Origin of the sequence: Marinobacter halophilus (genome assembly GCF_003007685.1) — a bacterium.
GTDB lineage: Bacteria > Pseudomonadota > Gammaproteobacteria > Pseudomonadales > Oleiphilaceae > Marinobacter > Marinobacter halophilus.
Genome location: NZ_PXNN01000011.1, coordinates 69,400 through 90,777 on the forward strand (window position 1 = coordinate 69,400; position 21,378 = coordinate 90,777).

The 21,378-nt window shown below is 57.3% G+C and carries 16 protein-coding genes; 9 read left to right on the forward strand and 7 right to left on the reverse strand.

Annotated features, from left to right (window positions below; genetic code table 11):
* Positions 1-12: 12 nt before the first annotated feature.
* Positions 13-543: an NUDIX domain-containing protein gene (locus tag C7H08_RS06725; RefSeq protein WP_106670982.1), complete on the reverse strand. Its 531-nt coding sequence runs from the start codon at positions 541-543 to the stop codon at positions 13-15.
* 157 nt (positions 544-700) lie between these two features.
* Complete coding sequence (locus tag C7H08_RS06730) at positions 701-1,189, reverse strand: DUF2505 domain-containing protein (RefSeq protein ID WP_106670983.1); 489 nt, start codon at positions 1,187-1,189, stop codon at positions 701-703.
* Positions 1,190-1,383: 194 nt separating this feature from the next.
* Between C7H08_RS06730 and C7H08_RS06735 the strand changes: the two genes are divergently transcribed.
* The 4 genes from C7H08_RS06735 (at position 1,384) to C7H08_RS06750 (ending at position 5,988) form a co-directional block, all read left to right on the forward strand.
* Entirely contained in the window at positions 1,384-2,733 is a 1,350-nt protein-coding gene (locus tag C7H08_RS06735; RefSeq protein ID WP_106670984.1) for an adenosylmethionine--8-amino-7-oxononanoate transaminase, read from the forward strand.
* 14 nt (positions 2,734-2,747) lie between these two features.
* Positions 2,748-3,482 carry a 16S rRNA (uracil(1498)-N(3))-methyltransferase gene (locus tag C7H08_RS06740; RefSeq protein WP_106670985.1) on the forward strand — a complete coding sequence of 245 codons (735 nt, stop codon included), beginning with the start codon at positions 2,748-2,750 and terminating at the stop codon, positions 3,480-3,482.
* A gap of 132 nt (positions 3,483-3,614) precedes the next feature.
* The gene (locus C7H08_RS06745; protein ID WP_106670986.1) at positions 3,615-4,844 is read left to right on the forward strand and encodes a DUF445 domain-containing protein; all 1,230 of its coding nucleotides are present in this window, start codon (positions 3,615-3,617) and stop codon (positions 4,842-4,844) included.
* A gap of 94 nt (positions 4,845-4,938) precedes the next feature.
* On the forward strand, positions 4,939-5,988 hold the full coding sequence (locus C7H08_RS06750; protein ID WP_106670987.1) for an HDOD domain-containing protein: 1,050 nt from the start codon (positions 4,939-4,941) through the stop codon (positions 5,986-5,988).
* On the opposite strand, the gene C7H08_RS06755 is transcribed toward C7H08_RS06750, so the two are convergent.
* On the reverse strand, positions 5,989-7,326 hold the full coding sequence (locus C7H08_RS06755; RefSeq protein WP_106670988.1) for a YihY/virulence factor BrkB family protein: 1,338 nt from the start codon (positions 7,324-7,326) through the stop codon (positions 5,989-5,991).
* A 207-nt stretch (positions 7,327-7,533) separates the two neighbouring features.
* Here C7H08_RS06755 and C7H08_RS06760 point away from each other — a divergent pair, with 207 nt between their 5' ends.
* Positions 7,534-8,793 carry an OmpP1/FadL family transporter gene (locus C7H08_RS06760; protein ID WP_106670989.1) on the forward strand — a complete coding sequence of 420 codons (1,260 nt, stop codon included), beginning with the start codon at positions 7,534-7,536 and terminating at the stop codon, positions 8,791-8,793.
* Here C7H08_RS06760 and C7H08_RS06765 read toward each other — a convergent pair.
* Positions 8,784-9,722, reverse strand: a complete 939-nt coding sequence (locus C7H08_RS06765) for a D-2-hydroxyacid dehydrogenase (protein WP_106670990.1) — start codon at positions 9,720-9,722, stop codon at positions 8,784-8,786. The two genes, C7H08_RS06760 and C7H08_RS06765, sit on opposite strands and share 10 nt — an antisense overlap.
* Positions 9,723-9,796: 74 nt before the next feature.
* Between C7H08_RS06765 and tmpT the strand changes: the two genes are divergently transcribed.
* From tmpT to C7H08_RS06785, 4 genes are all read left to right on the forward strand, one after another.
* Positions 9,797-10,456: a thiopurine S-methyltransferase gene (tmpT, locus tag C7H08_RS06770; protein WP_106670991.1), complete on the forward strand. Its 660-nt coding sequence runs from the start codon at positions 9,797-9,799 to the stop codon at positions 10,454-10,456.
* A gap of 378 nt (positions 10,457-10,834) precedes the next feature.
* A complete protein-coding gene (locus tag C7H08_RS06775) occupies positions 10,835-12,757 on the forward strand; it encodes a PrkA family serine protein kinase (RefSeq protein ID WP_106670992.1) in 1,923 nt (640 codons plus the stop codon).
* 26 nt (positions 12,758-12,783) lie between these two features.
* Positions 12,784-14,073: a YeaH/YhbH family protein gene (locus tag C7H08_RS06780; protein ID WP_207768303.1), complete on the forward strand. Its 1,290-nt coding sequence runs from the start codon at positions 12,784-12,786 to the stop codon at positions 14,071-14,073.
* Positions 14,070-15,629 carry a SpoVR family protein gene (locus tag C7H08_RS06785; RefSeq protein WP_106670994.1) on the forward strand — a complete coding sequence of 520 codons (1,560 nt, stop codon included), beginning with the start codon at positions 14,070-14,072 and terminating at the stop codon, positions 15,627-15,629. Before C7H08_RS06780 ends, C7H08_RS06785 begins: the two co-directional genes overlap by 4 nt.
* A 26-nt stretch (positions 15,630-15,655) precedes the next feature.
* On the opposite strand, the gene C7H08_RS06790 is transcribed toward C7H08_RS06785, so the two are convergent.
* The 3 genes from C7H08_RS06790 to C7H08_RS06800 form a co-directional block, all read right to left on the reverse strand.
* The gene (locus C7H08_RS06790; protein ID WP_106670995.1) at positions 15,656-17,014 is read right to left on the reverse strand and encodes a TrpB-like pyridoxal phosphate-dependent enzyme; all 1,359 of its coding nucleotides are present in this window, start codon (positions 17,012-17,014) and stop codon (positions 15,656-15,658) included.
* Positions 17,015-17,051: 37 nt separating this feature from the next.
* Entirely contained in the window at positions 17,052-19,154 is a 2,103-nt protein-coding gene (locus tag C7H08_RS06795; protein ID WP_227663133.1) for a TonB-dependent receptor family protein, read from the reverse strand.
* Positions 19,155-19,235: 81 nt separating this feature from the next.
* Entirely contained in the window at positions 19,236-21,377 is a 2,142-nt protein-coding gene (locus C7H08_RS06800; protein ID WP_106670996.1) for a TRAP transporter large permease subunit, read from the reverse strand.
* Position 21,378: the final 1 nt, after the last annotated feature.

Here is a 21,378-nt window from a genome sequence, read left to right on the forward strand (position 1 = left end):
TCGGAGCCGTGATTAACTCGGTTGCAACACCAGCTCTCTGGAGATCTTCTCCAGCATGAAGGTTTCCCGCTGAATGGACTGACCCATGGATTTCTCCTGACGCGCCATGACTTGCCGGTTGTGCTTGGCCGCCTCGGATACCGACAACCAGATGGGTCTCATGCCGTTGGCAACTTCGTAGTCTTCCATACGGACCTCCGCCAGCTCGGGGGCCACGTCGCACACGAAAAAGTGGGACGTCATGTGCATCAGGTCGTATTCCGGCTTCCAGTGGGGGCGGTACTCTTCAATAAAGCCGTAGTGGTGTTTTACCTGAACATCTCGTGCGCCGGTTTCTTCTTCCAGCTCTCGTGCCAGGGCCACGGTGATGTCTTCGCCGTCGTCAATGCCGCCACCGGGCAAACTGAAATCGTTGTAGCGCTCGGTGAACAGCAGCAGAATCTTCTCCTCCCGGAGCACAATGCCGCGCGCCGCATGGCGCCGGAGGATGCGGCCCTCGCGGGTGGCCAGCTCGGGATGGATCAATTCTTTGAGGAGTTTCATGACAGGAATCCGGCAATCTGGTTAAAAAAGAACCGCGATTCTACCGATCCGAAGCGGGTTTTGCATCGCCCGGCTCGAGAATCGGGCACGGCCAAGAATGCGCTGCTCCAGAACCTCAAACGGGCACTCGAGTGAGGAATGGCAGGCGACGCCCGCGCTATAACAACTGCCGGATCACCTCGTACTCCTGCACAATCTTGGTGTGAGAATCTTCCGCGAGGAATTTTGCAATTTTTCGACCCAGAAACGGCACCTCGCACAGTACTGTCAAGGTCACATAATTGATGCAGCGATCGCCGTTACCCTGCAGACGCATCACACCTTTGATACGGGCCGGCACACTATCAATCCTGACCCTGAACTCGCAGTGCCATTCACCGTCATCCTTCTTGAACCAGTGCTCTTCCTGACGAACCCGGTTCCATTCCCGATGAAAGCTGGCGAGCACACCGGGCACCGGGGCCGAGGCGGTCATCTCCCGCTCGATCACCAGCTTTCCGGCCGAATCATCTTTTTGACGTTCCGCCACCCGCACATTGCGGCAACCCAGTTTCTCATTTTTCTGATGAATGCGGTTCTCACAGAAGAAGCTTTCAATTACCCGATCAAGCCCGGCATCGTAAGGATGTTCCAGAGTCAGCTCCATATTCGTCTCCTGTTAAGTTAACATTTATTGTTGCTGCAACGGCCCACACCAGCATTGGCCGCCCGGGCGGACGCCGCTGGCATGGAAGCCAGACCGACTGGATCACACTTCGGAGCTGTTAAGGCAGCGGTGCGGGCAGTATCATGTGCACTCTCAACTAACATTGACCCGCTCAGGGCTGACAGGAGACATCAATGCGCAATGCCGATCTGGTCGCACGGGACCTGAAATCCGTTTGGCACCCCTGTACCCAGATGAAGGATCACGAAACCCTTCCGCTGATTCCCATCAAACGAGGCGAAGGCGTGTGGCTCGAAGACTTCGAGAGCAATCGCTATATCGATGCGGTCAGCTCTTGGTGGGTCAATCTTTTCGGCCACGGCAACCCGCGTATCAACTCCGCGATTCAGGAGCAGATCGGCCAACTGGAGCACGTCATCCTGGCGGGTTTTACCCATGAGCCTGTGATCAATCTGTCAGAACGACTGATCGAAGTGACCCCTAAAGGCCTTAATAAGTGTTTTTATGCTGACAATGGCTCCTCCGCCATCGAAGCGGCTCTGAAAATGAGCTATCACTACTGGAAAAACCTGGGCAAACCCAGCAAGAAAAACTTCGTTAATCTGAGCAACAGCTACCACGGCGAAACCCTGGGAGCGCTTGCACTGGGTGATGTTGCGCTTTATAAAGACACCTATCAGCCACTACTAATGGAAGTGCTGACTGCACCCTCTCCGGATGCCTACAACAAAGAAGCCGGCGAAACCGACGAAGGCTACGCCCTGCGCCAGTTCGAGGCCATGGAGAAGCTGCTCGCCGAAAGGCACGATGAGATCTGTGCGGTGGTGGTTGAACCCCTGATCCAGTGCGCCGGCGGCATGCGCATGCATCACCCGATTTACCACACCAAACTGCGCGAAGCCTGCGACCGCTACGGCGTGCACCTGATTGCAGACGAAATCGCCGTAGGTTTCGGCCGCACCGGCACCCTCTTTGCCTGCGAGCAAGCTGGCATCACCCCGGACTTCATGTGCTTGTCCAAAGGGCTCACGGCCGGCTACCTACCGTTGTCGGTGGTGTTGACGACCGATAATGTTTACGACGCCTTCTACGACGACTATGAGACCATGCGTGCTTTCCTGCACAGCCACAGCTACACCGGCAACCCCATCGGCTGCGCGGTGGCCCTGGCCACCCTGGACATTTTCCGGGATGAAAACGTCATCGAGAACAACCGCCAGTTGTCCCGCTGCATGGCCGACTCCGTCGCTCATCTGGCCGATCACCCCAACGTTGGCGACATCCGCCAGCACGGCATGACCCTCGCCATCGAAATGGTCAAAGACAAAGCCACCAAGACCCCCTTCCCCTGGCAGGAACGCCGCGGCCTGAAAGTCTACCAACACTCCCTCACCCGCCAGGCTCTATTGCGCCCGCTGGGGAACGTAATCTACTTCATGCCTCCTTATGTGATCACCGAAGACCAGATCCGCCACCTGGCCCAGGTTGCCACCGAAGGTATCGGCATCGCTGTCAAAGGTTGAGGGAAAGCACCAACATGCGCATACCCAGAATCTTCACCGACAGCCCGCTGCACCTGGGCGGCGAGTGCGAACTCGACGACAACGCCGCCAACCACGTCGGCCGGGTACTGCGCATGCAACCTGGCCAGGAACTCCGCCTGTTCAACAACGATGGCCAGGATTACAACGCCACCATCATCCAGGCCGGCAAAAAAAACGTCACTGTAGAAATCCGGAGTGCCGAGGCAACCCAAACCGAATCACCCCTCAACATCACCCTGGGCCAGGCTCTCTCCAAAGGCGACCGCATGGACTACGCGGTTCAGAAAGCGGTCGAAATGGGCGTTACCACCATCGTCCCGCTCAGCACCGACCGCTGTGACGTAAAACTCAGGGGCGACCGGGAAGACAAACGCCTGCGCCATTGGCAACAAGTCGCCATCAGCGCGGCCGAGCAATGCGGCCGCGCACGGGTGCCAGACATCCTGCCGGTCATGACCGTTCAGGAATGGCTGGCGCACAGCCAGACCTGCGACCTGCGCCTGGTGCTACATCACCGCACGGAGCAATCCTTGACCACCTTGACCGGGCCCGCCAATGTTGCCCTGATGATCGGCCCCGAAGGTGGCCTGACGGCGGATGAAATCACCCTGGCGGAACAAAATGGTTTTCTCCCGATTGCCCTCGGGCCCCGCGTACTGCGCACCGAAACCGCACCGGTTGCAGCCATCGCGCTGTGCCAATGGCTGTGGGGAGACATCGGCAATTGAGGCTTGTGGCCCGGAAAGGCAACCGTATGGGCACCGCAGTCATTGACAGATCTGGCGATGAACAACATTATCCTTGTCTGACAAAAACTTGGCCGGCCGCATGCACCCAAGCAAAACAAATAAGAGCCCCGAATGACTAGCCTTTTGACCAACCCAGAATTCTGGCAATACCTCAGCATCCCCGTGATTGCTGCCCTGATTGGCTGGAGCACTAACTGGCTCGCCATCAAAATGACCTTCTACCCCCTGGAGTTCATTGGCAAACCACCCCTGCTGGGCTGGCAAGGCATCATTCCCTCCAAAGCCCGAAAAATGGCCGCCATCAGCGTCGATGCCACCATTTCCAAAATCGGCACCGTCCAGGAAATCTTCGAACAGATCGACCCCAAAGTTCTTGCGACCCACATCATCTACACCGTCGACCCCCGGGTTGAAGAATACGTAGACGAACTCATGCTCAAGGAATACCCCACCTTCTGGGAAAACCTGCCAGCCTCCGCCCGGAAAATGGTATACGACCGGGTACGCAAATCCACGCCGCAGCTGGTCGACAACCTGGTCGAAGACATCTCCGACAACATTGAAGATCTGCTCGACATCAAAGGCATGGTTATCGAACGCCTGGCCCGAGACAAAAAACTGCTCAACCGTATCTTCCTGGAATGCGGCGACGTCGAGTTCCGTTTTATTATTAACTCCGGCCTCTATTTCGGATTCCTGTTCGGCCTGATCCAGATGGTTGTCTGGTACCTCTACCCCGCCATCTGGGTGCTGCCTTTGTTCGGCCTGCTGGTGGGCTGGGCTACCAACTGGATCGCCCTGAACGTTATCTTCCGCCCTCTCCATGAGCACAAAGTTGGCCCCCTGCGGTTACAAGGCCTGTTCCTGAAACGCCAGCCAGCGGTAGCGGAGTCGTTCTGCCACATCGTTACCCATGAGATTCTTACTGTGGGCAACATTATCAACGCCATCATGGAAGGCCCTAAAGGTGAGCGCGCCCGCAACATGGTGAAAAAGCACATCAAACCATTGGTCGATGAAACCGCCGGCATGGGCAAAGCACTGACTCAGGTGGCCTTCGGTCCAACCGGTTTTGCCACCCTTAAAAACCAGGTGGGTCAAAAAGCCATCGAGATTTCACGAAGCTCCTTCAACAACCCGGTATTCGAAACAGACAGGGCCCGGGCGGTTGAATCCATCATGGTGGAACGGATGATTGCGCTGTCGTCCGAAGAGTTTCAGGATTTGCTTCGACCCTGCTTCCAGGAAGACGAAATCAAACTGATTCTGGTGGGGGCGTTTCTCGGCTTTATCGCCGGCGTCTGCCAGTTGGTGTTTGTCTTTGGCGAATCTTTTTTTTGATGCGCAGCAAAGAACTGTGCAGGGTTGATTGACGCAACTATACTGCCTCGAGCAATCAGTCACGTTTTAATACACATTAATCCGGAGGCAATGGATGCCGGGCTTTTTATCCTGGATTTCGGGCTTGTTCGCGCCCTCAAAACCGCCTGCCACCGATCTTACGGAAACACGGCTGTTCAACCCGGTGCAAAGCGATAGCCCTGAGCAGCATTCATCAGATTCAGACATCGTCGGGCAACTGGAAGAACACCTGTTTGGCTGGCTTCTGGATGTTCCCGAGACCAAACTCAAGCAGGATTCCACGGTACCTGACCGTGCGCTGATCGAGCTGGAGCGACGTCTTCGCGACAGTGACATGGAAGAACTGCCCCGCAAGCCAGGCACCCTGCCTATGCTGATGCGGGCACTTTCCAGTGAAACCACCGACCGCAAACAGATCACCGACATCATCCTCAGCGACCCTTCCCTCACTGACCAACTGCTGCAAGTAGCCAATAGCCCTTACTTCCGCCCCGGCGACCACACCATCGAATCGGTTGATCAGGCAGTGTTTGTGTTAGGGCTGGATGGAATTCGAAGTGTAATTTCGGCCGCGGTGATGCGCCCGATGATGGCCGCCAGAAACAGTCGCGAAGCGTTGTTTGCCCAGCGGGCCTGGCTTTGGGGGTTGACCTGTGCCAGAGCCTCCGAACTGGTAGCACGCATTCATCACAACGACACCAGCGCCCATTTCATGGTCGGCTTGCTGCCCGCCCTTGGTTACATCACTATCCGCCGGGAGCTGACCCGCATTTGTCGGTCTCAGAATATCGGTAGCGAGCCGGACCCGGTTTTATTGCGGACGGCACTGACCCGGTATCAATGGTCGGCTTGCCAGTTGTTGGCCAACGTCTGGAACCTGCCACCCAAGTATCACGCATGGCTGTTGGCTGCCGAGCGCCCGGCTCCCCGCCAGGCACACACAGCACTCACCGACGGGCTGCTCTTGGGCACTCGTGAAGTGCTTCGTCACGCACGCCAGCGCAACCTGCCGGAAGACGACCTGAAACAGATCGTGCATTTAACCCCGGAGCAAATCACTCCGGTGCGAAATGCACTGCTCAGAATGCTGCAGGAAGGCAAAGGCACCCAACCCCAGAACTGATCAGGCCTGGGCGGCCTTGTCCTGAGTTTCTTTGTTGTCGACGCCCAACAGTTCCGCAAAACTGATATCGTCCCGCTGGCCGGCAACATCAATCAGCTGCAGCGGCACCGCAACTGCCGGCAGCCGGTCAACCACCCGATCTTCATCACGGCGAACAGTCTTTAGCACGCCACCGACGGTAATCAGTTCAAGGGCTTTGCCAGGAACCAGCTGGTCACCATTGCGACCGGCCAGGGTGAGCAGGCCCGCGCGAATCAGTTTGTCGCTGACACTACGGGTAACCTCACCGGGCACTCGCAGCTCATACTCCAGCGCTTCCTGTTGCGGGGCTGGCTCGCCCCGGCTGAACGGCTTGGCCACCATCCACATCAACGCCAGCCCCACACGCTCCTGAAGCTCAGGAGCCAACTGCACATTCTGGCGTTTGGCGACCGAACCCGGGTTTTGCATATAAAAAGCGAGGCTGGCACCAAGTAGCAGAATCATCCAGTTCAGGTAGGTCCAGATCAGCAGGATAATGCCGACGGCAAAGCCGGAATAGATTGCCGCGTATTTGGTAGAGCCTGCCACAAACGACGCAAACAACATGCCCGCCGCCTGCCAGGAAACACCCGCCACCAGGCCCGCAATAAATGCGTACCGAAACTTTACCCGGGTGTTGGGAATAAACACGTAGACGAAGGTGAATGCGCCGACCACCAGGAAAAACGGCGTAAAGCTGCTGATAAAGACGATCAGTGAGCCGAACGGCTCGAACATCATGAATTGCTGCACGGCATCCGATGAAAATATAGTGGCCGTGACGCCAATCGCGGACACCATCAACAACGGCCCTACCATGATTACGCTCAGGTAATTGCTGAAACGCTGGGCCATCGAACGCATCTCAGGCACGCGCCAGATCATATTGAAAGAGCGTTCGATCTTCTGCACCAGGGAAACCACGGTATACACCAACAACGCCAGGCCGACCGAACCCAACACCCCCACCTTCATGTTATCAACGAATCCCAGTATCCGCTCAGCCACTTCGATGCCCTGAGGTCCCATCGGCTCGAAGAACTGGAACAGGATAGGCTCCATACGCTGGTGCACGCCCATTGCCTTGAGCACCGAAAAACTCAACGCCAGCAGCGGCACAATACTCAGCAGGGTGGTATAGACCAGGCTCATGGAATGTAGAGTCAACTGACCGCTGATGACATCCCGCGCCACCGCATAGACCGAGCGACCGGTCTTGTAGAGCCAGGTCCACGGCCATTTCTGGGGCGGATTGGGGTTGGCGAGAATCCAGGTTTCTACGGCCTGTAACCGCTCTTTCATTTCAATAGAAGCCACTCAATGTCCTGCTTGTCAGTCTTTTCTACAGCTTATCAGTCAGATGCCAGTACACAAGCGGATTCTGGCGCACCATTGCTCAAGCCAAGATAGGGTAAGCCGCCACTCGATATAACCATATTAAATTTAGTTCCTTCTATTTATAACCACATTCAAGTAGAAAGCACCTTCTGTCATTATTCTCTTTACCGTTACAGGGTTAGACGTATGCGCTTCAAGCACGCATTGGCCACGGCCGCCCTCACCACCGTGTTGCCATCGGCAGCCTTTGCTACCAACGGCTATTTCAGCCACGGCTATGGCACTATTAATGCTGGCATGGCCGGAGCCGGCACCGCGCTGTCGCAGGACAGCATTGCCGCAGCCACAAATCCGGCGGGTATGGCGTTTGTTGGCAGTCGGATGGATGGCGGGCTGGAGTTTTTTTCTCCGCGCCGCAACTACCGCGTCGAAGGTGGCGTCATGACCCCACCACAAGGAACCTTCTATCTGGCGCCAGGTAAGGTATCCAGCAAAAACGACGCTTTCCTGATCCCTCATTTCGGCTATAACCGGGCTCTGGACAACGGCCACAGCCTTGGCCTGTCCATCTTCGCCAATGGCGGTATGAATACCGAGTATAGCGGAGCCAATGGAGGCACGTTCGGGGCGGGCAAAACCGGCGTCAACCTGGAACAGTTGTTTATCGCCCCAACCTGGTCCTGGGAATTTGCCGATGGCCAGGCTCTTGGCGTTTCGCCGCTGATTGCCTACCAGCGCTTTGAAGCAAAAGGGTTAACAAACTTCTCCGGTTTTTCATCTAACCCTGATGCTCTGACCAACAACGGCACGGACGACGCCTGGGGCTACGGCCTGCAAATCGGCTGGCAGGGTCAGGTCACCGACACCCTGCGTGCGGGCCTGAGCTGGCGCACCATTCTGGAGATGGAAGAATTCAGTAAATACCAAGGCCTGTTTGCCGAGCAGGGTGGCTTTGATATTCCGCAGATGTTCAACGCCGGCGTGGCTTGGTCTGGCATCCAGAATCACTGGCTGCTTCTGGACGTGCAACATATCCGCTACAGCGAAATCAATAGCATTGGCAATCCGATGCTACCCAATCTGATGCAAGCGCCGCTGGGCGATGTTCGGGGTGCTGGCTTTGGCTGGGATAACATGACCATCGTCAAATTCGGCTGGCAATGGCAGCAAAGCCAGGAGCAGACCTGGCGCGCCGGCGTCAGCTATGGCGAGCAGCCCATTCCCGATGAGGAAGTCCTGTTTAATATCCTGGCTCCGGGCGTGCAGGAATGGCATTTCACAGGCGGCTTCACCCACGGCTTTAGTGACGCCGTGGAAGTGTCTGGCATGGCCTTCTATTCACCGCGCAAAACTGTCCGGGGCGACAATCCGCTGGGCCCCGGCCAGCAAATCGAGCTGAGTATGGCTCAGATAGGCGCATCTGTCAGTGTGGGTTATCAGTTCTGAGCCGACGCCAAGTTTGCGGCCGTAATCCCCACGATCCGCTGACGGGCCTCACGACTGGCCCAGGCGGAGTGAGGCGTAACAATCAGGTTCGGAATATCCTCCGCCAGCAGCGGGTTGCCGTTGCGCGGCGGCTCTTCCGTCAGCACATCAAAGCCCGCCCCGGCAATCCGGCCTGCGCGCAGCGCATCCGCCAGCGCCATTTCGTCCACCAGGCCACCCCGGCTTGTGTTGATCAGCAGTGCGGTTAGCTTCATCAAACTCAGCTCCCGCTTGCCAATCAGATTGCGGGTACCTTCAGTCAGCAGACAGTGCAGTGACAACACATCCGCCTGAGCCAGCAGCTCATCCAGCGGAACACGCGGATAACCGTCCACCTCCCCCGGCGTCTGCCCTGGCCGGCAACCCAGCACGACGTTCATACCGAACGCCCTGGCCCGCTCGGCCACGCCCTGCCCCAGATCGCCGAAACCGACAATGCCCAGGGTCTTGCCTTCCAGCTCCATGATCGGGTGGTCCATCAGGCAGAACATGTCACTCTTGCCCCAGCGCCCGTCGCGAACATCCCGGTTGTAATCCATCAACCGGGTCGCCAAGGCCAGAATCAACGCCATGGTGTGCTGAGCCACGGTGGAGCGGCCATAATTCGTCACGTTCATCACCCGGACACCATGCTCCCGCGCTGCCGCCTGGTCGATGTTATTGAGCCCGGTGGCCACCACCGCAATGGTTTTCAGCTCCGGGCAGGCCTCAAAATGCTCGCGACCCAGCACCACCTTGTTTACCAGAACGGTATCGAAGCCCCGAATCCGCGCCAGCACTTGCTCCGGTGGAGTGCGCTCGTGGCAGGTGAAACCGCCGGTCACCCGCTCAATCGGTGACAGATCGACGTCATTACCAAGGGTAAGGCTATCCAGAAAGACCGCTTTCATACTTTTCTCCCGAATCACGATTGGCACAGAGTAAGGTAGACTGAGGAAAACGAGCAAATCCCGGGAGGCACATTATGGAACACGAATTCTGGCACGAACGCTGGGCAAAAGAACAAACCGGCTTCCACGAAGGCACTGTAAACCAGTACCTGCACGACCACTGGCCGGAACTGGCCGGTACCGGAACCGAGGCCGTTTTTGTGCCCCTGTGCGGGAAAGCCCACGACATGTGGTGGCTCAACGATCGCGGCCACCCGATCATCGGCGTAGAACTGAGCGACATCGCCTGCAAAGACTTCTTCGAAGAAGCCGGTGAGAAAGCCATGGTGCACCCGGGCGAACCCTTCACGACTTTCAAGCATGACGATCTGCAACTCTGGTGCGGTGACTTCTTCCAACTGGTGCCGGATGACCTCAAACACATCCGCCTGGTCTACGACCGCGCCGCCCTGATCGCCCTGCCCCAGGACATGCGCAAAGGTTACGTCGACCACCTGACGGCGGTCATCCCGGATGGCACTGAAATACTGCTGATCACCCTGGATTACGACAGCAAGGAAATGAAAGGTCCGCCGTTCAACGTCAGCGATGAAGAAGTCCACCAGCTCTATGGTGAAGACTACGACATTACCCAGGTGCTCAAAAAAGACATGGCCCGGGACAACCCCTTCGCCAAGCGAAGAGGCCTGAGAAACGGCGCGACAGAAAGTGTGTTCAAACTGATCAAAAAATAAAGGCGACCGGAATCCCCAAGATCGCTTGATCGACGTATACCGGGGAGGTTTTTCAGAGCAAATTTGATGTCTGAGCCCAGCGAGTTCCCAATTTGCTCTGAAAAACCTCCCCGGTGTACGTCAGCCCCCAAAGCCCGAAGCCCAAAACATAATTTAATGAACCTAATTTGACCGCCACCTGTCCAACCCCGCGAGTGTGAACTAAGCTCAGATTAAACAGGCCGGAACACACCGGACAACGTATATCTGTTTGATGAAAACATCCCATCAACTTAACTACCAGAGCACACCGCCGGGACCGGCGGCGTATAAGCAACGGGGACATTGTGTGAAGTAAAACCGTTTTTATGACAAGCAAGAGTAAGCGAGGGGCCATCTATGAGCATCGTGCAGCACTTCAAAAACCGGTATGCATCCACTCAGGAGGAAGAATACTCCCTTGAGGAATACCTGGAGATCTGCAAAAAGGACCCAACAGCATACGCCACCGCCGCGGAGCGAATGCTGATTGCCATCGGCGAACCAGAACTGACCGACACCTCCCGTGACTCCCGCCTGTCACGCATCTTTTCCAACAAAGTCATCAAACGCTACCCCGAATTCTCCGAGTTCTACGGCATGGAAGAAGCCGTCGAGAACATCGTGTCGTTCTTTCGTCATGCTGCCCAGGGCCTGGAAGAAAAGAAACAGATTCTGTACCTGCTCGGCCCCGTCGGCGGCGGCAAATCCTCGCTGGCCGAAAAGCTCAAGGCACTGATGCAGAAAGTGCCCTTCTACGCCATCAAAGACTCCCCGCTCAACGAAAGCCCGCTGGGCCTGTTTGACCCGGGTGAAGACGGTCCGATTCTGGAAGAAGAATTCGGCATTCCCGGCCGGTACCTGAAAAACATCATGTCGCCCTGGGCGGTGAAACGCCTGCACGAATTCGGCGGCGACATCAGCCAGTTCCGGGTAGTGAAACGCTACCCCTCAGTGCTCGACCAGATCGCCGTTTCCAAAACCGAGCCCGGAGACGATAACAACCAGGACATCTCCGCCCTGGTGGGCAAGGTCAACATCCGCATGCTGGAGGATTATTCCCAGGACGACCCCGATGCCTACAGCTTCAGCGGTGGCCTGTGCAAAGCCAACCAGGGCCTGATGGAGTTTGTGGAGATGTTCAAGGCGCCGATCAAGGTGCTGCATCCCCTGCTGACCGCCACCCAGGAAGGCAACTACAACACCACCGAAGGCATGGGTTCGGTGCCCTTTGATGGTGTAATCCTGGCCCACTCCAACGAATCCGAGTGGCAGACTTTCCGCAACAACAAGCATAACGAAGCGTTTCTGGACCGGGTCTATATCGTCAAGGTGCCCTACTGTGTGCGGGTATCCGAAGAGATCGAGATTTACCGAAAACTGCTGAAAAACAGCTCGCTGTCGGGCGCACCCTGCGCCCCGGACACCCTGGACATGCTGGCCCAGTTCTCGGTGCTGTCGCGCATCAAAGAGCCGGAAAACTCCAGTATCTTCTCGAAAATGAAGGTGTACGACGGCCAGAGCATCAAGGATACCGACCCGAAAGCCAAATCCATTCAGGAATACCGGGACGCGGCCGGTGTGATGGAAGGCATGGATGGCTTGTCCACCCGGTTCGCCTTCAAGATTCTGTCGAAAGTGTTCAACTTCGACACCGCCGAAATTGCCGCCAACCCAGTGCACCTGCTGTATGTGCTGGAAAAGCAGATCGAGCAGGAGCAGTACGCCCCCGAAATTCAGGAAAGGTACCTGCGGTTTATCAAGGAATACCTGGCTCCCCACTACGTGCAGTTTATCGGCAAGGAAATTCAAACCGCGTACCTGGAAAGCTACAGCGAGTACGGCCAGAACCTGTTCGACCGTTACGTCACCTATGCCGACCTGTGGATTCAGGACCAGGAATTCCGCGATCCCGAAACCGGGGAGATTCTGGACCGGGCCTCGATCAACGACGAGCTGGAAAAGATCGAAAAACCCGCCGGTATCAGCAACCCGAAGGACTTCCGCAACGAGGTGGTCAATTTTGTGCTGCGGGCCCGGGCCAACAACCAGGGCCAGAACCCGTCCTGGCTCAGTTACGAGAAGCTGCGCAGCGTGATCGAGAAGAAAATGTTCTCGAACACGGAAGACCTGTTGCCGGTGATTTCCTTCAACCCGAAAGCCAGTCAGGAAGACCAGAACAAGCATAAGCAATTTGTTGAGCGCATGGTCGAACGTGGGTACACCGAGAAACAGGTCCGCTTGCTCGCCGAGTGGTATCTGCGCGTTCGCAAGTCCCATTAACGGCCAGCGGGAGCAGTACCATGGGGATGACCCACATTGTCGATCGGCGCCTGAACGGCAAGAACAAAAGCGCGGTGAACCGGGAACGGTTCCTGCGCCGTTACCGTCACCACATCAAGAAGGCGGTATCTGAAGCCGTTCAAAAACGCTCAATCACTGATATCGAACGGGGCGAAAAAGTTAGCATCCCGGCCCGGGACATAGAGGAGCCCATCTTCCACCATGGCCCCGGTGGCCGCCGGGAGGTGGTTCATCCCGGCAACCAGGAGTGGGTAGCCGGTGACACCATCCCGAAACCTCAAGGGGGTGAAGGGCAAGGTCAAGGCGAGGGCCAGGCCAGCCCGGACGGCGAAGGCATGGACGAATTTGCCTTCCAGATCACCCAGGAAGAATTTCTGGAATTCCTGTTCGATGACCTCGAGCTGCCCAACCTGGCGCGCAAGAAGCTCAAAGACACCGAAGCTTTCAGCTACGTGCGGGCCGGCTTCACCAGCCAGGGCGTTCCGGCCAAGCTTGATGTGGTGCGGTCGCTGCGCGGCGCCCATGCCCGACGGCTTGGCCTGGGTGGCGCTCGCAAGAAGAAGATCAAAGACCTACAAAAGCAGCTGGAAGCCTTACAAAGCGCGCCCGATGACCTGGATGCAGCATTCAGCCACGAAGACCAAATCAAGGTACTCGTAGAAGAAATCGCCCGATTGCAGGCCAACGTTAAGCGCATTCCTTTCATCGACGAAATCGACCTGCGTTACCGCCAACACCAGAAGCAGCCGAAACCGGCCACCAGTGCCGTCATGTTCTGCCTGATGGACGTGTCTGGCTCCATGACCCAGATGCACAAAGACATCGCCAAGCGCTTCTTTATTCTGCTGTATCTGTTTCTGAAGAAGAACTACAAGAAGATCGAGGTGGTGTTTATTCGCCATCACACCAGCGCCAAGGAAGTGAACGAAGAGGAGTTTTTCTACTCGAGAGAAACCGGCGGCACCATTGTCTCCAGCGCCCTGAAACTGATGCACCGAATTGTCGAATCCCGGTACTCACCGGCGGAGTGGAACATCTACGCGGCCCAGGCCTCGGACGGCGACAACTGGAACGACGACTCCCCGGTGTGCAGCAAACTGCTGGCCGACAGCATTCTGCCACTGGTGCAGTATTACTCCTATATCGAGATCACGCCCCAGGATCACCAGATGCTCTGGTACGAGTACGAGAAAATCATGGCGCAATTCCCCCAGAGTTTTGCCATGCAACAGATTGCAGACCCTGGTGATATTTACCCGGTATTCCGACAGTTGTTCGAGAGGAAAGTGGCATGAGCAGCCTGATTGATCGCCCGAACGCACCGGAGAGCGAACAACCCAAGGCAGGATCGCCCATTTCCACTGGCTCGGAGTGGACCTTTGAGCTAATCCAGACATACGACGAAGAAATTGCCAAATGCGCCGCCGAGTTCGGCCTGGACACCTACCCCAACCAGGTAGAAGTGATCACTGCCGAGCAGATGATGGACGCCTACAGTTCGGTCGGCATGCCGGTGGGGTATCACCACTGGTCCTTCGGCAAGCAGTTTTTGCAGACTTCCAAAGGCTACCAGCGCGGGCAGATGGGATTGGCTTACGAGATCGTGATCAACTCCAACCCCTGCATCGCCTACCTGATGGAGGAAAACACCCTGCCCATGCAGGCACTCGTCATTGCCCACGCCAGTTACGGCCACAACTCTTTTTTCAAAGGCAACTACCTGTTCCGCACCTGGACCGACGCCAGTGCCATTATTGATTATCTGGTGTTTGCCCGGAACTACGTGTCTGAGTGCGAGGAACGTCATGGTGTGGATGCGGTGGAACAGATTCTGGACTCCTGCCACGCACTGATGAATTACGGTGTCGATCGGTACAAGCGACCGTCTCCCATCTCCGCGGAAGCCGAAGTGTTGCGCCAGCAAGAACGGGAAGAGTATCAGCAGCGGCGCATCAATGACCTCTGGCGCACCATTCCCAAACCAGAGGAAGATGAGGATCCGGTCCGGCGCAAACCCCGCTACCCGACCGAACCCCAGGAAAACCTGCTGTACTTCATTGAAAAGAATGCACCCTTGCTGGAAACCTGGCAGCGTGAATTGGTGCGGATTGTGCGCAAGCTGGCGCAATACTTCTACCCGCAACGCCAGACCCAGGTGATGAACGAAGGTTGGGCCACCTTCTGGCACTACACCCTGCTGCACCGCATGTATGAAAAAGGCCTGGTAACCGACGGCTTCATGTTGGAGTTTCTGCAGAGCCACACCGCCGTGGTGTATCAGCCACCGTTCAACAGTCCGTGGTATTCCGGCATCAACCCCTACACCCTGGGCTTTTCAATTTTCACGGATCTGCGCCGAATCTGCGAGAACCCGACCGATGAAGACCGTGAATGGTTCCCGGACATTGCCGGCACGGACTGGCTGGAAAGCTTGCACTTCGCCATGCGCAACTTCAAGGACGAGAGCTTTATCCAGCAGTTCCTGTCACCCAAAGTGATGCGGGATCTCAGGCTGTTCGCCATAGAGAACGATGACGAAGAAGACCATTACCAGGTGACCGCCATCCACGACGAACCCGGCTACCGGATTCTTCGAGAGAAACTGGCCCGCCAGTACAACCTGAGTTACCGGGAGCCGAATATTCAGGTGTGGAATGTCGATGTGCGCGGTGACCGGTCGCTGACCTTACGGCATATTCCAGTCGACCGAGTGCCTTTGGGCAAAGAGACCGGAGAAGTACTCCGGCACGCGCACCGGCTGTGGGGTTTTGATGTGCATCTGGAAAGTGTGGATGAAGGAACTCTGATAGAGGAACATCACTGCCCTCCAAAAACCAACACTAAGGGGTGACCCAAAAGGTCACCCCTTAGTGTGTATCAGCCTTTGACGGACGGCAGACCAGACAGCGCCATCGCCAGCTCCTGATCGTCATACTCGTGGTCACTCAACTCGCCGGCAAAGTACGCCGTGTAGGCGGCCATATCAAAGTGGCCGTGGCCACACAGATTGAACAGAATCACTTCTGCCTTGCCCTCGCGCTTACAGCGCAGCGCCTCATCAATGGCACCTTTGACCGCATGGTTGGCTTCCGGTGCTGGCACAATGCCCTCGTTACGGGCAAACAGTACACCGGCTTCAAAGCATTCCCGCTGGGTGTAGGACACCGCCTCGAACAAACCCAACTCCTTGGCATGCGACACCATTGGTGCCATACCGTGATAGCGCAGACCACCGGCATGGAAACCCGGTGGCGTGAAGCCGGAGCCCAGGGTGTGCATCTTGGTCAGGGGGGTCATCTGGGCGGTGTCGCCGTAGTCATAGGCGTACTTACCGCGGGTCAGGGTCGGACAGGCCGAAGGCTCTACCGCGACGATACGGGGGCTCTCGCCGCCCCGTATCGCATGACCCATGAACGGGAAGGCAATGCCGGCAAAATTGGAGCCGCCGCCGGTACACCCAACGATCACATCGGGCCAGCAATCGGCCATTTCCATCTGTTGCATACATTCCAGGCCGATCACGGTCTGGTGCAGCAACACGTGGTTGAGCACCGAGCCCAGGGCATACTTGGTTTTCGGGTCCTTGACCGCCTGCTCCACGGCTTCCGAGATGGCAATACCGAGGCTGCCGGTGTGGTTCGGATTTTCCGCCAGCACCTTGCGGCCAAACTCGGTCAGGTTGGAAGGTGACGCCACGCAGTTGGCACCGTAGGTTTCCATCACCGCACGACGGTAGGGCTTCTGATCATAGGACACCCGAACCTGAAACACGGTTACGTCCATATCGAACAGGGAGCCGGCAAACGCCAGTGAGGTACCCCACTGGCCCGCCCCGGTTTCGGTGGTCAGCGTGCGGATGCCGGCTTCCCGGTTGAAGAAAGCCTGCGGAATGGCGGAGTTCGGTTTATGACTGCCTGCCGGGCTGCCGCCTTCGTATTTGTAGAAGATCTTGGCCGGGGTGCCCAACGCCTTCTCCAGACGATGAGCCCGAAACATCGGGGCTGGTCGCCACATCCGATAGACATCACGAACCGGCTCGGGGATTTCCACTTCACGCTCGGTGGTCACTTCCTGTTCGATCAGCGCCGGCGGGAACAAAGGCTCGAGATCAGCCGGCCCAACGGGTTGCTGGGTTACCGGGTGCAGTACCGCTGGCAGCGGCTTGGCAAAATCCGCCTGCAGGTTGTACCAGTATTTCGGCATCTGGCTTTCGTCGAGAAGAAACTTGGTTTGCATAGTGTTGACTACCCTGGGCTATTCTTCTTTGGGAGCCTCAGAATACCCATTCAAGGCCCGCATAAAAAGTTCTTCCGGCGCCCGGTTCAAAGTAACCTCTGTCCTCGATGGGCCGGTTCGCGTTGGCGTTGATGCGCACGTTGCTGAAATAATCCTCATCCAACACATTGCGGACACCGGCATAGAGATTGAGGGTCTGATTACCCAGGCGCAAGGAGTCACCCGCGCGGGCGCCCAGCAACCAGTAATCGCTTACCTTGGTCTGGTTGCTGTTCTCGGCAAAAAAGCTGCCAACGTACTGCCACTCCAGCGCTGCGAACCGGCCAGCCATGCCCCGCCACTCCAGTTCAGACACCCAGAGCGTGCCGGGCAGGCCGGGAATGTCATTGCCGTCAGCCTCATTGCCCTGTTCGTCTGTGAAGTCGCGCAGCTCATAGTCCGCCAGAGTCAGTGCCGTGGTCGCCCGCCAGGCATAGGAGATATCCCAACCCAAGCCAAGTTCAACACCGTTGCGCCGGGTTTCGCCGGCGTTTCTATAGAACGAATTTGCCCCTTGAGTATCTATCACAATTTCATTATCGACACGGATGGAGAACAACGCCAGATCGTACGTGAGTGAGCTCCCCCACAAGCCTCGAACGCCAATTTCGCGATTGAGCGCTTGTTGAGGCTCCAAGTCGGGGTTAAAACCACCGGTGCCAGAGGGGTTGGCAAACTCGGTAAACGTAGGTGACTCGAACGCTGTGCCGATAGTGGCGTATACCTGATGCCGGGTCGCGACGCGGTAGCTGACACCGGCAACGCTACTTAACTCTCTGTAAGTACGACTTCCGGATTCGTCATTTATCAATGCAAGATGATCATCAATCGAAAGCCTTAAATGATCCCAGCGGGTCCCGAGTGAAAAATTCAACCGATCCGTCAACGCCAGATCCCCTTGGGCGAATACAGCCACATTTGTCGCGTTCTGGGTTTCCGCCTGGGTTTGCCCGGTAATCTCGCCCATGGGTGATACCTGGTAGCGCCTGCGGTCATCCGACTGCCGATGGACATCCGCGCCGATCACCCAGGTCAAAGGTCGCCCGGCCAGCTCGGAACCTTGCTGGTACTGGGAACTGATTCCGTAAAAATGACGGTCGTAGGCCACTCGGCTGGCGCCGGGAAAAGGCAACTGCTGGGCGAAATCCCGATGACTGTAAAAGGTGTTCACGGTCACTTCACCGGGCAATACAGCGGCGTCCTGATACTGCAGCCCCAGGGTTTGCTGATTCACCGTCTGACCGCTATCCAGGCGCTTGGCCATGAAGGTGGCCTGGTTTGGGTCTTCCTCTACCTGGGCCAGGGTCAAGCCGCCCGGGTCCTGGGCTTTCGGATTATGTAAGGCGTTGAAGGTGGCAGTCAGCTCCCTCTCGGAATCCAGCTCATGGGAAACTCGGGCGTTGAACAGGCCCTTTTCCGCCTCACTTTGTTCCCGGTGGCCGTTTACATTCATCCAGGACAGCGTTGCGATGGCACTGGTGTCGCCGCGAACACCATTACCCTGAATGGCGGCCTTGCGGTAATCATCGCTGCCGCCATCAAGGCGCAGCCGGGCACCGGGGGGCAAATCATCGCCACGGGCCGTGGTGATATCCAGCACACCACCAGCGGCATTACCATACTGCACCGAGGACGGGCCCCGAATAACCTCAATGCGCTGAGCGGAATCCAGGTCAATGGCATCGATCTGCGACTGGCCATCCGGCAAGGTGTAGGGAATGCCGTCGACCTGAATGCGGATCCCGCGAATACCGAAGGGCGCGCGGGCGCCAAAGCCACGGGTCGACAGCCTCAGATTCTGGGCGAAGTTATAACGGTTCTGGAAGAAAAGCCCAGGCACGGTATTGAGGGATTCGTCCAGTTGCAGGCGCTGCTGGCCCTGGCGGATGGCGGGCGCGTCCACTACGCTGACCGCCGCGGGGGTATCGTAAAGGTCACGAGCCAAGCGAGGTGACGTCACTTCCAGAACGACTTCCCCGATTGCCTCGCCCTCGTCCGCAACCTGTGCCGCCAACTCGCTAGACGGCATCATGAACGACACAATGGCGAACGTAATCACCAACCGCCGTGAGTAACCAAGCCCCTGGGCTTTCTCTTCCACTTCACTACTCCCCTGCCATCAGTTGCATGATACGCACCAGCCACGAAGCCGATCACATCCGCGCAGACCTGAGCATAACGACTAAGCCGGAGACTGAATACCCAACAATAGTTGGAATATTGTGCTCCCAAAGGCTGGCAGGTAAGTCACCATCATCAGCGTAGTGCCCATGACCAGCACTGGGAGAATGAAACGGAAATTGCGTTGCCAGAAGGTGCCATTCAGGCTCTCCGGCGATGTGGGCACACCCACCACCTGCCTGGTCAGCAAATGGTTGAGCGCCACCGGCGGAGTCAGATACCCCATTTCAAATGCCAGCACGGTCATCACCCAGAAGTGAAGCGGATCGATTCCATTGTTCAGGGCGATGGGTGCCAGCGTGGCGTTTACCAACAGTACCGCGCCATAGGGGTCCATGATCATGCCAATAAACACCAACAAGCCCATCAGCAGCGTGAGTGTCAGCCATACCGACCCCAGTTGCTCCGGGAACAACTCAAGCAGGCCCGAACGTTCGATCAGGCCGCCGACACTGACGGACAGCGCCATCAACATCAGCAGGGCACCGATCAGGGCACTGGAATCACGGGTAGCGCGCAGCACAGCGAGTGAAAAGCCGCTTGCCAGCGGAGCACGGGCATCCTCTGGCAAATCATCAGCGTCAGGGTCCGGTGACCTGAGCACCCAACGCTCGAACGCCAGCACCAGCAGCAGAATCAACGGCAGAATGGCTGGTGCAGAGAACTCATCCAGCCCCCGATTCAGCAGTAGGTTCCACAGCAGGATCACGCCCACGAAAATGGCCACATAAGGCAGAAGCGGCACCAACGCACGCAGCATGCCGGGCACCGCCACCCGCAAAGGCGCAATTTTTCCTTTCGACGGCCCGCCGATCAGGAACACATAAATCGCGTACACCGACGCGGTCAACAACAATACCCTGGCGCCGGCGCTGAACATTTCGTCGGTGGTCACACTGTTATTGAGGGTGGCAACAATGACCACCAGCAAACAGGGGCGCAACATGGTCCCCATGGAGCCGGAGATCGCCGTGGTCGCCAGTGCCAGTTGCTCCGATGTACCCGCGCGCCGAAGTTCCCGGTAAAGCGTGAGACCGGCCGCCAGAATAAAGATCCCGGACGCGCCGCTATACGCAGTAGGCAAGGCGGTGAGCAGAAGCACCGCCACCCCGAGCCATTTCGGAGGCAACCGCCAGGGTCGCAGAACATCGAATACCTTCCTGGGAAGATGGGTGCGCGCCAGCAACATACCCACCCACACGTAGAGCCCAAGGTTGAGGAACAATGCCGATAACTCCGCCATCATGGTGAGGTAGACGGCAATACCGTGGTAGAAGCCGTGAAACGCAAACTGGATGGAGGCAGTAATACACATGAAGCTGTAGAGAGGCACGCTCAGCATGGCCCGGGGCCAGCTTCTGCCCACAGGCAGGTCATCCCTCCGCTGGCGCAGCTGCCAGAGGGAAATCAGGGTGAGCGAACCAAAACCCGCCACCCAGATATCGTGCATGAACAGATGAGCCAGAGGCATGCCGGCCTCTGCCTGAGCCAGCTCCTGTTGCCGATAAAGCCAGGTAGAGGCGGTCAGCAGTGCATTGGCCACCAGTTGCGAAACCGTGGCGACCCGGTCATCCAGGCGGCTTTCTACCGGCCGAAGGGCAATGTGCTGGCGCCCCAGGGTTGCGGCCGCTGCACAGAACAGCAGCATCAGCCCCAGCAACACCCGACGGTTTCCGGTTACCAGCAGTACGGCCTGAGACAGCCCTGTCTCTATCAGAACGAAAGCCTGAACCCCTGGACCATTGAGCGACTGTAAGCGCTCCCAATTAGCCAGGCGATTCGCGCAGGTGCGGGATGCGGCCAACACCGAGGCGCGGATCTGTTCACGGTCGATCTGGTCGCCGAACACATCGGCAAATGGGTCGGCAGATTTTTCGGCTTTTTTGACCGCAACAGCGAGGTCTACCGCCGCCTCTTCGTCGACCACGACCTGGCAACCCGGCGCACTGATCCGGTCGATCACCCGCAAGTTGAAGTAGTCGGGCCAGGTTTCCCCGCCGATTTCCAGTATCCGTGAGTGCAGGGTTTCGCCTACCGAGGCCAACAACGTCAGCACAAGAATGGCCAGCATCGGCACACTGGCCAGGGTCATTGACCAGGTGCGACTGGCCGTTACGGGAGCAGTCCGGGAATCGGTGGTCATG